Genomic DNA, 12,755 nt, shown 5'->3' with positions numbered 1-12,755 from the left:
CGACGCCAGCACCAGGCCCGTGTCAGTCACTACAAACGACGCGGACACAGCCCCTGAGCTGGCCAGCAGTCACGGCAAGCACCGTTGCAGTACTAAGCCGTAAACGACTAGCTGGTGGTCCAGGGGCCCGCGCGCTCCCGGGCCATCAGCCCTGACGGGGACCGTCGAGTTTGATCATCCCGTCGGGGAACAGCCGTGGGTCCCTGGGATCAACCCAGGCCAGCCCCTGGCTGCCGGTCAGTACCGGCCAGTCGTGTCTCTCGTCCATTCCATCCGGCCGGTGCAGACACCGGCCCTCCTCCAGCGCCGCAGCAATCTCCTCCAGCCAGTCCACCAGCGGCCAACCCGCCCGCCCCAACGGGTACAGAGCGTCGCCACCGTCGACCGACCAGTGCCCCAGGTCTCCGTAGGAGGGCTCGCCCCTACGCGCGTCCACATACCAGCCGGACCAGGTGTCCCCTGCCGTCCGCGCGAACGGCAGGATGCCGGCCTCCCGCTCCCAGTCCCGCGTATGTATCCGGTACTCATCCACCAGGTCAGCGAGCGGCAACATCGTCATGCTGGACGGCAAAATCCCAGAACCATGGCCCTCGTCGAAACCGTCATGGACCCGATACCAGGCCGCGAGCGCCGCCGGGAGCTTCACTCCTATGGCCACCTCCGCCGCTGCGATGTCGGCTTCACCAGCCGGAGGGCGCAGCAAATCGGCCGAAGCAGCAGCGTGCTCACGCAGCCACGTCTCGATACGCCCCCAGACCGTGGCCGCCCGTTGCGTATCGTCACTCATGCTGAACACGCTATCGGCCGCAGTCGGCACGACCATGACCATCGCCCGGGTCACGGTTGTGGCGGAGAGGAGTGGCACAAGCACCACGGCAGCCCCCCGTAAATACCCGGATGAGCTCCGCGAGCGCGCGGTTCGCACTACCGGCCGCCCCATTGCGCACGTCGCCAAGGACCTCGGAATCCACACCTAGCCCGGAGCGCCGGCGAATCATCGGCACATAGGGATGCGTTCGAGGCGATGGCGACGGGGGAGTGGGAGCGTATGTGAACTTCGAGTATCCCGCCCGTCGAGCGGCTGCCGGGATGCGCCCACTTCCCCCTGCACCCCCCGGCACCACCCCTCCGCCGGACCGGAGGCCGCAGCCAGTAGACGGTCGTCGTCACACCGGGCCGGGGGAACCGGGCCGCCGGATGTCCGCGTACAGGCGGGCCCGCACTCCCGGCACACCCGCGACCCGCCGCATCAGCCCGACGCCGGACGTCGCCCACAACTCATCCAGCCGTGACATCGCTGCCTCCGCGGTTTCCTGATCCCAGGCCGTGATGTCCAGGACCACCAAGCCCGGATCGGACACCTGCACATCATCGATACGGTCCACGCCTTACACGACGCTGTCGACGCCCGGCCGGTTCACCGGCGGCATGCACACCACCTATACGAGTGACCCGTGCAGGTCAGGGACTTACAGACAGGACGCGTTCGCCTTGCGAGGGGCCTCGCGCCCGGCAGCCTGCCAGTACCGTCCGCAGTACGCAGCGTACGCCGCTACACGTGCTGCGTCCTGGAGAGGGCGGCTGCTGCCTGGATGGCCACGGCACCCGGAAGGCTGGCATTGCCGACGCACCCTTTCAGCATGCCTTGATATGGCTCACCGAACAGAAACGGCGTTGCGGAAGAGCAGAGTTCGGGCGTCTTTGAGCTTGGGGAGTGCGGAGCTTTCCCGCATTGCACCGTGCGGCCGACGCCAACTCGATGAAACCGTGACCGCTGCCTCACTCCGAGAGCGGGGCTGACGCATCCGCGCTGGTTACTAGAACGGCGTCCCGGTGGCCGACGCCTTGCTTTCGCGAGCGCACGTCCAGTGTCCACAGGCCAGCCGGTGCCCGCAGCTCACATCGAAGACCGCCCTGTCCGTCAGGCTGCAGCGGTACGTCAGCGAGCATCTGGTGGCCGTCCTGGGATAGTAGGCGGGCACTGATGTCCAGGGTGGGGTCTGCGTCTGGGGCGGTGATCTCCATCGGTTCCCCGGCCACGGCGAAGTCGGGCAGGTCGACGGCGAACTCCACATCCGTGGCCAGGTATTTCTTGACTTCGACGCTCTGGCAAATCTTGCGCAGGGCATCCAGAACCGGAGCTTCGTTGGCCAGCGTGGCGTGGCGGAAGGGAAACCAATGCGTGTACGCGGTGGATTCCAGCTCGGCTGGCGTGGCAGAGATCGTGGGGACGGTGGAGTCGCCGTCGCCCTGCCAGCCACCTGTTTCGTCGAAGGAGCTGAGGAACCTGATCCGGTCGCCTACCACGGACACACCGTGCACGGTACGCAGCCCGTGCCCGCCCAATGGGACGAGGTCGTAGCCGGGCTTGTTCGCCTGGTCGTTGCGGATTCGGTTGTTCTCGATCTGCTCATGGAAGCGGAACATGTCCTCCACCGTGGCCGTCGGGAGGCTCAACTTGTCGGCGATACCGGTGGCGTTGAGTGGCCGGGGCCTGGGACTGTCGGTCAGCACCGCCCGGTAGCGCGGCAGGAGTTGACCGAGTGATGGGAAGGTCCCGCAGATCTCGGCGAGCCATTCGCTGATCCACCGGGGTGTCCCAGGCACGAACCGGCCCGTCAGGAAGCGGATCGCCTTGGCGCTTCCTTGGTGCGGGGTGCCAAGCGTGGCGACCGTCCTGGTGGTCTCCCGGCCGCCCAGGCACTCGAGGTAGTACTTCACCACTAACCCGCCCATGGAGCGACATAAGAAGACGACCTTGGGCTCCTCTGCGTCCGGATGCTGGAGGCGATCAATCCGCTCCTGCCACAGCGCCAAACGCCGCTCGACGAAGACCTTGAGTTTCTCCGCCGAGTTCCGGTTGGACAGCCGCCAGTCGTAGCGGAAGACTGCCAGGCGCTCGGAAGGCTGGATGCCCAGGCCCGTCAGTAGATCACGGTACCCCAGATGTGAAACAAGGCCGGGCAGAACCCGGGGTACCTCGATCATGTTCCCTAGGGTCAGGGCGGATTCGCCCTCTGGATCGTTGTCCTGGATGCCCTCCGGCAGCATGAGGCGTCTGCGGAGCTTGCCGGGGCGCAGCAGCCCGGCCAGCGCCTCGGGTGAGAGGTTCCATACGTTCCTGCCCTCGTGCAGCAGGGACGTCCCCATGATGCCGGGAACGATGACCACCAAGTCGTGTCGCAAGCTCGCCTCATCTCTCTTCGGTCATGTGTCACTGCTGTCGGCGTCTTCAGGCCAGGTGCTTTGGCCAGGTGCGGAGCAGGTCAGCGAGACGATCGGCCGGGAGTAGCACCTGGTCGCACCGGGCGCGATCCTGGGTTCCGCCCTGGATCATGAGAGTCACTCCCGCCGCGCTGTGCACAGAGGCAACGTCATCCACCTCGTATCCGCGGTGCTCGATGTCCGGCAGCCGCTTGTTGTCCCACACGTCCCACAGGTGTATCCGGCCGGAGCCCCTCCGCCAGCCCAGCAGCAGCGGCCGCTCTGGTGGGCCGGCGAAGGCCAATCCCTGCGCGTCCACCGGCGGCCCGCCGAGAGGATCGCGTGCGGGCCAGTCGGAGAGGCACTCTGCGATCCATACCTGGCCACCGGCGGTGTAGGCCACCACGGGGTGGGCCTGGCCGGTGTCCCGCAGTACGCCGAACGCGGTGGCCGCCCGCCCTGAGGGGTCGATGCCGTACGGCGCCGGTCCCCGTTTAGGCAGGTTCCAGACCCGGACGGACTCGCCGCCGGCCGCGTACAGCCAGGCCGGCCCGCCGGGCAGGGCCCGCACAGCCACCTGCTGCGCGGTCGCGGCTGTGGGGAACGGCCAAGTTTCCCGTGCTTCCCGCCAGTTATCCCAAGCCCGTTCGCGGCACTCCCAGACCCGTAGGCACTGAGTGCCAGAAGCGAACAGCCGGACGGTGCCCGTCCCCGTGACCTGCAGATCTACGGAGGGCACCAGCACGTCGTCCTGACCGCCCAGATCCAGTACGGCCGTAGGCCGGACGGGGGACCGGCCCTCCAGCCGTGGAGGCAGATGCCAAAGGGAAGTTGTCCGGCGCACCACGGTGGCGACAAGCCAGCCGTCGCAGACCCGGGTGGCGGCGAGCGCGATGAACTCGCCGTTGGCTTCGCTGCCGAGGCGCAGCCGCACGGCGCGCAGGCCCGGCAGTCGGCCGGCGGCGCTGTGCAGGGTAACCAGCACCTCACGGCCTTGGGCCCGGCAGAGCAGGTGCCCGTCGGAGTCGGAGCCAGAGGCCAGCCGGAGGAGTGGTCGGCCGCCCTCGGCTCCGTGGTTCCGGGCGCCCGGGCCGTCCGGCCCGGGCTCGTCCGGGGCGGGAGGATCCCACAGCCGTACCTGGATCCCGTCGGCAACCAGCAGCCGCCCGCTGCCCGCGGGGTCGAACGCCAACGAAGGCTGCTGTTCGTCCCCGGGCAGCGGGGTGTGCTCGGTACCGGACAGGCTCCACAGGCGAACGTCACGTCCTTCCCGCACTCCGGCCAGCACGCCGCCCGGACTGTTTCCCAAAGCCACGGCACGCTGCCCGCTGGTGGATACGCTCAACACGAGCCCGACGTCACCCTCCTGGGCCGGGTCCAGGAAGTCCGGCAACTGCCAGATGCGCAGTGCGCCGCCGCCCGCGGCTGCGATCCAGCCTCCGGTGCCGTCTGTGGAGGCCAGAGCAGCCACCGCGCGCGCCGGGCGGCCGTCCCGACGTGTGCCCAGTTGAAGGACGCCGCTGCCGGGCCGGGAGGCCCGGGCCGTGACGTCCCACAGGGTCACGCCATCGGAGTCGCCGAGCACGGCAAGGACCTCGTGGTCCACCGGCAGCAGTGCCGCGCCGTACACGTTGCCGGGCAGCCGGACGTGCCGGATGGTCTCGTGTTCCGGCGGCGCGTCAGCCGGCCATCGCCACAGCCATAGCCCGCCGCCATCCACCGCGGCCACGTACACCGTGGCTCCACACCGTACGGCGCACACCGCCTCCGGTGCCCCGCCCCAGTAGAACTGCTCCACCGGCCAGCGCCCATTGCCCTGCCACACGTGGACCGCGCGTCCGTCATGCGCAGCGATCACTCTCCCGGCCACAGCGCCGGGAGCACCGGGAATGGTTCCGCCCGGTGCTACCGCCAGTCCGCGCAGCGGCCCGGGAGCCGCCCTGCCGGCCGGGCGGGGGAGGGCCCGTCCCCGGTACTCCCGGCCGCCCGGCCCCCAGGACCGGATCTCCCCGACCCCTGCCGCGTGCACCAACCCCTCTTTAGAGTCCTCCCAGGCCACGGCGAAGGCCCCGCCCTCCGGGGCCGGCCAGCTGCGCCCGAGCGGCAGTGGCCGCGCGCTCGTCCACAGGTCGTGCCAGAACAGCTCGGGCGGATGCGCCAGGACCGGCAGCAGGTCGTGCGCCGCGGTGGCCAGCGCGGTCGCGCGCAGCATCGCCCACCGTGCGGTGGGGCGGCGGTGAGCGCGGAAGTGCCCAGCCACCCGCAGATAGAGCACCGACCGGGTCGTCACTTCGAGCTGTGAGGCGACCAGCGGCTCCAGGACGTCCGGGTCGGCGTGGACGACAAAGGCGTCGTCCTTGACAAGATCGGCGAGACTGTCATCCCCAGCCAGCGCGGCATGCGTGGCCAGATGGGTCAGGACATAAGGGTCCGCCCCGGCCCACCCCGTATCCGGCGCCGGGCGCAGCGCCTCGCACACCGCGCGGTGCAGGCGCCGCAGATCGGAGTCTCGGCCGGTTAATTGTCCGCCGAAACTGGGGTGTGCCAGCCGGTAGACGTCCCTGTCAGCTTCCCGGCCGCGGACGACCGGTGCACCCCGCGCGGCATCCAGCACATGCTTCAGGTCCCGCTCGGTGTACTCCCGCCCGGAGGTCAGCCGCACCGCGTTGGCCATGGCAAGCCAGACACCGGGCTGGGGCAGGCCGTGTCCCTCCGCCAGCGCGAGCGGCCGCAGCATGTCGCGGATACGGTCGGGGTCGTCCGGGTCCAGCAGCTCCAGTTCCTCGGCGAACAGCCGGCCGAGGCCCAAGGTGCCAACCTCCCGGTCCGCGTCCAGCTCCCCGGGGCCCTCGGGCAAGCCGCCGCGGCGGGCGACCCGGCGGGCCCACAGCGTGGCGACCAGGAAGATGCCGTTGCTTTCCCGGGCGATGTGCCGGGCTACGGCCGCCATCCGCCGTTCACCATCCGCCGTCCGTACCCCGAAGCCCGCCCGTCGCAGCAGCCGTTCCACATGGCTGGCGATGTCGCTCTCGGTCTCCGGCAACTGGTCCAGCAGCACCGACTGAGTGCTGTCCAGCGCGTCGAGCAGAGATTCCGTAGGCGGACCGCCCGGCAGGTGGCGGCGCGCGTCGACCCTGGTACCGACCACCACTTTGATCGCGGGGTCGACCGCCAGCCGGTTCAGCAGCTGGCGGGCGATGCCCAGGGAATGGCCCGCGGCGGCCTCGTCCAAACCGTCGAAGAGCAGCGTCAGGCTGCCCTTGCGCTTCGCCACCCCCGCCACCGCCTCCACACAGGCGGCCGGTGATACAGAACCGAGAGGGCCGGAGAGAGCCAGACCGAGCGGGAGCAGCCGGTGGCACAGCTCCTGGCAGACCGCCGTGAGTGTCTTGCCGCCGCAGTGGATCGCGGCATGGATGGAGTTGAGACCGGGCTGGCTGCCCGGCCGCCGATCGGCAGGCAACGACGCGGTGAAACGCGGGGTGGTCAGATGAGCCAGGTAGTTCAGCAGCGCCGACTTGCCCGCCCCCCATGCGCCGGTCACGACCAACAAGCCCGAACTGCGGGTGCCCAACCACGTGACCACAGTGTCCAGGACAGTCTCGCGTGGAGTGAAGTCGCGCAGATCCCAGTCGGCAGCCTCTCCCGCGAACACCGGCAGGGTCTTGCCCCGCAGCTCTTCGCCGATCCAGCTCTCGTCATCCGGCGGGCGGGACGCTGGCTTGGCGGCCTCCGACCGGTAGGGATTGTGGAAGAAGTTGAGACGCAGCGGCCGGAGTTCCCTGGCCAGCGGCTCCTGGCTGGCGTCCCACTGCGCACGGTCGTCCACCGCGCGCATCAAGGGCCCGAAGAAGAGATACGGCGTCTCCCGGTCGAAGAGCCGATGGCCGTACAGTTCCAGGCTCGCTTCGTCGAAGAGGGCGGTCAGTTCGGTGACCCACCGCCCCTCGGTAGCCCGCTGGTCCTCCGAGGCCGTAGCCACGACAGCGAAGCCGCCGGCCCCGCCGCGCTTACGGAGCAGTGTGTCCAACTCGTTGACGGTCTGGGCGAGGACCGCGCCGGCGAAGCAGGCGTCCAGGACGAGCAGGATGTCGGCCGGGTCGTCGGCGAGCCAGGAGATCAGCTCAGCGGCGGTGACAGCGGTATGGGGATCGAACTTCCCCTCGCCCGGATAACTATCCTGGCACGCCAGGTGATAGCGGTCGTCGTCGGTCTTCTCGCCGTGGCCGGTCCAGTAGAGGATCTTGCGGGTAGCAGGGTGGGCGCGCAACCGATGCACGGTGGCTTCGATCTCGGCCCTCGTGGTGCTGGCCGCCGGGCCGCCCGCCTCGCCCACGGCGACGCCGTCACCGGTGTTACGCAAAGGGGGCGCGGTGAAACCAAGCCGGGCCGCCACGTCAAGGAAGAAGGAGGCGGTCACACGCAGCTGATGCCGGTCCCGACTTCCCTGGCTGCCCCCCGCGTACCGGTCCACCACTACGGCAGCGACCACGCCTTCCGACTCCACACCGACCCCCGGCGCTCGGACCCGTCCACGACGGCATGCTATTTACGAAATAAGCTGAGAACTATAGTTACCCATCCGACTCCCGATGGGGGAGTATTCGGGAAGAGCGAGCCATGCTCGAGGCTCGCCCCGGCGGCAGGGCAGGCGAAGGGGAGCGAATGGCGCAGCGGGACAAGTTCGTCGTGGGATCCCGGACCACCGACTGCCACGTGTTCGAGGGGGACGGCACTCGCCCCATCCTCGAAGAGAATGTCCACATCCTGTACGAGCGCGGGCGCCGACGTGTAAAACTGCCCGCAGTAGTGCAACGCTGGCGAGACGAGACCGCAGAGCAGGAAGCCCGCAAGGAAGCAGCGGGGCTTCCCCACCGCTGGAACAACCCCAGGTTCGCCGTAGAAAGCGTAGAAATCGCACGCACGCACGAGCGCGAGGAACCCGTAGTGCGGATGCAACTGTGCGATGCCGACTACTTCGACTTCCTCGCGACATCGCACAACCTCGACCGCCCACTTCGGGAAGGCTCGGCGGAGACCCTGCGCACCCAGTATCTGGAGAACACCGATCCAGTAGCCGTGGAGCCGTTCCTGTCATGCAGCTTCGGGGTGAACATCGCGGTGGAGACGGGGCCGGACCGGAAGATGGTCTTCTCCCGGAGGAGCGCGCAGGTCGCCGGCCGGTACACCGATCACTGGAACTCCTCCGCGAACGAAGGACTGGCCAGCATCCATGACGCGCCCGAGGACGGCTCCCGCATCAGCCTCCATGCGGTGGCACGCCGGGCACTGCGCGAGGAGTTGGCGATCCAAACAGACGACGCGGTGGAACTGGAGCTGTTGGCCTTTGCCCTGGATCTGAGCAACCACCAGTGGGCAGCGTTCTTCCGCGCGGTGACGCAAGAACTCACCGCAGACGACCTGCTGGCCCGGCGGGCCCGCGGGGTGGAGGACAAGTGGGAGCACGCAGGCCACGAGTTCGTTCCCGCCGACCCGGACAGCGTGCTGGACTTCATCCTCGGCAGGCCGAAAGAGGAGTGGACGCCGTGCGCGCCGGCGCTCTTCTATCTGGCGCTGGTCCGCGGCGCCGTCATCGCCCGAGGCGGGAATCCGTCGGGGCGGCTGGACGTCGAGGCGGCCGAGCGGCGGGCCCTCGCCCGCCTCGCCGCGGCCCCAGGACGCTGACCCGCACCAGACTGCCCGGCGACGCACGGCACCAGCTCTACGACACCCGTCAGAAGATGTTCTTTTCCCGGTGCTGGCGGCGCAGCGTCGTGAACTCCTCCCGGAGCTCCTCGACGGTCAGGCCATGCCTGCCCCGGACGATCAGATCGGCCAGAGTGTCCCGAGACTCCATGAAGCCCTGCCACTTCTGCTGAGGCTTGAGCCAAGTGTCGAGCGCGGTAAGCACGGCCACGACAAGGGCCAACAACGGCACCCACCCGACCAGAAATCCCCCTTTGCCGCCGCTGAGATTCTGGTCGGCTGCCACGATGGCGCTGGCAACGATGAGCAGAATGCGCGACAGGTAGTAGGTCACCCCGTAGTTGACCGTCGCCACCCTCCACCGCCGCATCTCCCGCTGGATCTCGGCAGAGAGCCCCTCCTCCAGCCCGTTGGACCTGGTCTCCGCCCCATCCCCGGCGCCACCGACCGTCTGTTCGCTCACCTATCTCCCCCAGGTTCCGCCTACGGGCATCGCCAGCACGCGCTGTCGTGTCCTCCACTGCCCTTTACCCTTGGCCCATCACGCGTACGCACGTAAGTGACGGCACATCAGTAGGTCAGAGACGCACAGACGATGCGGAGATGCACCCCGCCCGGTGAAACGGCGGCACTACGGCCGCATAGATCTATCGGGCCGACCTGGGTACGACACCCTCACCCTGCCACCGCGGCACCTTTAGCACCCCGGCCTGCGCGCGAGGCGCCCGCCAGCTCGGCGGCGACGTCAGCCCCCTCGCATCGGAGAAACTCGACCACTGTCGGACCCGTTCTGCCGCCAGTCCTTCCTGCGGGTGAATCACCCACTCTGGTACCGCGCTGCCCCGTGCACCCGTCCGGGTGAACGCAGGCCGTCTGCCGCGGTTGCCGGTCCGGCACTCTCGAGGGGCGGAGGCAGCTCAGCCCCACGGCCACCGATCATCCGGAGCCCGACCGGGCCCGTAGACGGCCCCCAAGCGGCCGTGCCGGATATCGCGACCACGGCATTACGATCTGCGCCGCTGGGCCGATGCACCGATGCCTGCCTTCATGCACGGACCTGACCTGCAGGTATGCCGCTATGCAGACGGTGCGGAGGCCCGACTGTTCCGCACGACGACGGGGAGAGACACGTACATGGCGCAGCAGCGGGGTAGCCAGGACCGGGAACAGAGCGCGGGGGTACAGCTGGCGCGGCTGCTGCGCCGCTGGTGGGAGGAGGCCGGGAGCCCGCCCGGCGGCACTCGACCGACCCAGCAGGCGCTTGCCGCAAGGCTGGGGGTCGACCAGACGACGCTGTCGCGCTACCTGAACCCGAAGCACCTGTCGACCGCTCCTCCGCGGGTGGTGGACGCTCTGCACGCCCAGTTACGCGCCCCGGCGGCGGAGCTCGAACAGGCACGGGCGCTATGCCGGGCCGCGCTGAGGGAGAACGGCCGTCAACGGGCCACCGACAGTAGAGGGGAGCACGCCGCGCAAGGGAGAGCCGCGGACGGATCCGACGAAGCCCCCGCACCCGGGAAGGAGGGAGCGGATGCCACCCCCAGCACCGCCGCCGAGCCCGGCACGAATAGCCGTGGCACATCCGGCTGGACCCACTCCCAGTGGCTCCGGCCGGTCCTGGTCGCGGTGGCCATGATTCTGGCGTTCACCGCCGGAATGGTCGTCCACGAACGGCTCTCCACTCAGGACCGCAGAGCCACGGCCGACGGTGCGGCCGGTGCCGTCTCCGCGAGCGAGAGGCCGTACGAGTGGCCATTGCTACGCATCGGCAAGGAGGACCAGTTCACCCGTGCCCGCGCCGTGCAGAACCTGCTGAACGCGCACGGCTACAAGGTGCGGGCCGACGGCTTCTTCGGGGAGGAAACCCGGGACGCCGTCATGGACTTCCAGCGCAGGAAAGAGCTGACAGTCGACGGCAAGGTGGGCAGGAACACCTGGCCGGAGCTGGTGAAGGAGGTCGGGCCCGGATCCGGAACCTTCGAGGTGCGGGCCGTGCAGGAACTTCTGAACAACGTGGGTCAGGGCGGCACGGCCGTGTCGGGGAGGTTCACCGCGGCGACTGCCGAGGACGTGAGGTTCTTCCAGCGCACTCATGGCGTATCCGTGACCGGCCGGGTGAATGCGGACACCTGGCTGGCCCTGCTGGTAAAGCAACTCCCTCCCGTCACGGCACCGGACTACCAGAAAACCATCAGCCCACCGCCCTCCGCCTCCGAGTGAGAAGCCCGGCACGCCCGCCGCCCATGCATGGCGCACGCGCCCCAGGCACGCTGGCCTATCGTGCAGTTCGCATACATCGGCCATACTCCCAGGCCAGAGCCCTGCCATGCAGGACGCATCGATGCGCCTCGGCAAACAGCCGGGATCGACTTCTCCCACCCCCTCGGCCTGGCAATGCTGGTTCCGCCACCGGCACCATCGGACGGCCCGCCCCAACGACGGGCGACAGATCCTGGTCCCGGTCCGCTTTCCTGTCAGCACGCCTCCCGAAAGGACACCCATGTCCGCTATCCGCAAGAGCATCACGTCCGTTGTATCGGCCACCATCCTCGCCGGTGGCCTCGCCATCGGCGTCGCCGGGCCAGCGAGCGCGGCCACCTGCCCGTCCTCCGCGTCCCCAGTGATCGATGGCGCATCGGCCAGCTGGACCCTGCGCTGCTCGGGTGGCGGCGTGAAGGTCTCGGGCTGGCTCCAGGACACCCGCATGGACAGCAAATGCGCCGTGGTCCGCATCAACGCCGGCAACGGTGCCTACCGTACGAAGTCCGCATGCAGCTCCGGGGGCCGGGAACAGTTCTCCTTCACCTTCGCCAGGACGAACTCGGCACAGGTACGCCTCGCCATCGCCTGACCGCGCACCAGGGGCAGGCCGCGCCGCTCGCCCCTGCTCGCGCCGTAGGCGGGGTGTGCTCGCACCTATCGGCCCGGTGTCATGGGCACCCGCCGCTCACCCACGCGTCACGAACACCACACACGCCACACACGCGCGGCCGGGGGCACCGAGCCGTGCGGGAAGAACGAGGTAAACGCATGAGCAGTAACAGACGTCACCTGCTCGGCGCCATGATCGCTGGGGCCGTAGCGACCACACTGGCCCTGGCACCGGTCGCCACCGCACAGGAGCCTGCCGAGGCGCCGTCGGCGGCCACGGCGACCGCCCTGGTCTTCGACAAGAACCAGGACGACCCCACCGACTCGCGGCTCTCCGTCTACCAGGGCAAGAAACTCTGGGCCACCTACCGGGCCGGCTCGGGCCTCGGCATCAAGGACGACTGCGTGCCCGCCAAGGGCTGGTTGCCGAACGGCAACTGGAAGATCAGGCTCAAGTCCCGCACCTACAACGGCCAGCTCATCAAGGGCTACGCCATCTACCTCCAGGACATGAAGTGCTCCAAGCGCACCCTGACGCGTACGGAGATGTTCATCCACTCCGAGATGAACCGCGACGGCAGCCAGGGCGGCAGCGAGCCCCGCCGCTGGGACGGCGCCAGCGACTACAAGTCCAACGGCTGCGCAAAGCTGAACCCGACCGACATCAAGAAGATGTTCCGGCTCCTCAACCGCATCGGCTGGCCGACCTACCTGCGCGTGATGTCCTGACGCGGTGGCGCCGGAGAGGGAAGCCACTACGCCGCCACCGGCTGCGGTGGCGGCGATCGGCACCCAGCCGCAGCAACCTCGAGCGAGCCTTCCCGGCCGCGAGGGCATGTCGGCCCCAGCCTCCGGAACGAAGCGTCGAGAGGGCAGGACACTGACGTGGGCTGCTGGTGATGGCCGTCCCGATCTGATCCTGGCAAGTGACCTTCTGCGCCGCCTACAGGCAGGACGCCACCGACTGGGCCGGA

9 protein-coding genes are annotated in these 12,755 nt (G+C 69.0%); 4 read left to right on the top strand and 5 right to left on the bottom strand.

The genetic code is table 11. From position 1 onward, the window contains the following. Positions 1 to 145: 145 nt before the first annotated feature. The 4 genes from ACFYOY_RS46545 to ACFYOY_RS46530 all read right to left on the bottom strand — a co-directional run bounded on the left by ACFYOY_RS46545 (position 146) and on the right by ACFYOY_RS46530 (position 7,696). Positions 146 to 841: an SMI1/KNR4 family protein gene (locus ACFYOY_RS46545; protein ID WP_388594034.1), complete on the bottom strand. Its 696-nt coding sequence runs from the start codon at positions 839 to 841 to the stop codon at positions 146 to 148. 325 nt (positions 842 to 1,166) lie between these two features. Then, positions 1,167 to 1,385, bottom strand: coding sequence for a DUF6207 family protein (locus ACFYOY_RS46540; RefSeq protein ID WP_351903644.1), 219 nt, complete (start codon positions 1,383 to 1,385; stop codon positions 1,167 to 1,169). 394 nt (positions 1,386 to 1,779) lie between these two features. Further along, positions 1,780 to 3,186 carry a lipase family alpha/beta hydrolase gene (locus ACFYOY_RS46535; RefSeq protein ID WP_388594031.1) on the bottom strand — a complete coding sequence of 469 codons (1,407 nt, stop codon included), beginning with the start codon at positions 3,184 to 3,186 and terminating at the stop codon, positions 1,780 to 1,782. Positions 3,187 to 3,232: 46 nt separating this feature from the next. Continuing rightward, complete coding sequence (locus tag ACFYOY_RS46530; protein ID WP_388594029.1) at positions 3,233 to 7,696, bottom strand: hypothetical protein; 4,464 nt, start codon at positions 7,694 to 7,696, stop codon at positions 3,233 to 3,235. A gap of 173 nt (positions 7,697 to 7,869) precedes the next feature. On the opposite strand from ACFYOY_RS46530, the gene ACFYOY_RS46525 reads away from it, so the two are divergent. Beyond that, positions 7,870 to 8,889, top strand: coding sequence for a translation initiation factor 2 (locus tag ACFYOY_RS46525; protein WP_351903635.1), 1,020 nt, complete (start codon positions 7,870 to 7,872; stop codon positions 8,887 to 8,889). A 49-nt stretch (positions 8,890 to 8,938) separates the two neighbouring features. On the opposite strand, the gene ACFYOY_RS46520 is transcribed toward ACFYOY_RS46525, so the two are convergent. Continuing rightward, the gene (locus tag ACFYOY_RS46520; protein WP_351903632.1) at positions 8,939 to 9,373 is read right to left on the bottom strand and encodes a DUF4231 domain-containing protein; all 435 of its coding nucleotides are present in this window, start codon (positions 9,371 to 9,373) and stop codon (positions 8,939 to 8,941) included. 671 nt (positions 9,374 to 10,044) lie between these two features. Between ACFYOY_RS46520 and ACFYOY_RS46515 the strand changes: the two genes are divergently transcribed. The 3 genes from ACFYOY_RS46515 (at position 10,045) to ACFYOY_RS46505 (ending at position 12,510) form a co-directional block, all read left to right on the top strand. Next, the gene (locus tag ACFYOY_RS46515; RefSeq protein WP_388594025.1) at positions 10,045 to 11,130 is read left to right on the top strand and encodes a peptidoglycan-binding protein; all 1,086 of its coding nucleotides are present in this window, start codon (positions 10,045 to 10,047) and stop codon (positions 11,128 to 11,130) included. Between the two features lie 280 nt (positions 11,131 to 11,410). Beyond that, positions 11,411 to 11,761, top strand: a complete 351-nt coding sequence (locus tag ACFYOY_RS46510; RefSeq protein ID WP_351903751.1) for a hypothetical protein — start codon at positions 11,411 to 11,413, stop codon at positions 11,759 to 11,761. 179 nt (positions 11,762 to 11,940) lie between these two features. Further along, a complete protein-coding gene (locus ACFYOY_RS46505; RefSeq protein ID WP_351903748.1) occupies positions 11,941 to 12,510 on the top strand; it encodes a L,D-transpeptidase in 570 nt (189 codons plus the stop codon). Positions 12,511 to 12,755 lie beyond the last annotated feature (245 nt).

The organism is Streptomyces sp. NPDC007875, assembly GCF_042868035.1.
GTDB lineage: Bacteria > Actinomycetota > Actinomycetes > Streptomycetales > Streptomycetaceae > Streptomyces > Streptomyces antimycoticus.
The sequence above is the reverse complement of the archived record's forward strand: the minus strand, read 5'-3'. Positions and strand labels throughout refer to the sequence as shown.

What these genes read in the sequence shown, in the direction of transcription:
- ACFYOY_RS46525 (WP_351903635.1), top strand. Translation starts at nt 7,870, where the DNA reads ATGGCGCAGCGGGACAAGTTCGTCGTGGGATCCCGGACCACCGACTGC.
- ACFYOY_RS46515 (WP_388594025.1), top strand. Translation starts at nt 10,045, where the DNA reads ATGGCGCAGCAGCGGGGTAGCCAGGACCGGGAACAGAGCGCGGGGGTA.
- ACFYOY_RS46510 (WP_351903751.1), top strand. Translation starts at nt 11,411, where the DNA reads ATGTCCGCTATCCGCAAGAGCATCACGTCCGTTGTATCGGCCACCATC.
- ACFYOY_RS46505 (WP_351903748.1), top strand. Translation starts at nt 11,941, where the DNA reads ATGAGCAGTAACAGACGTCACCTGCTCGGCGCCATGATCGCTGGGGCC.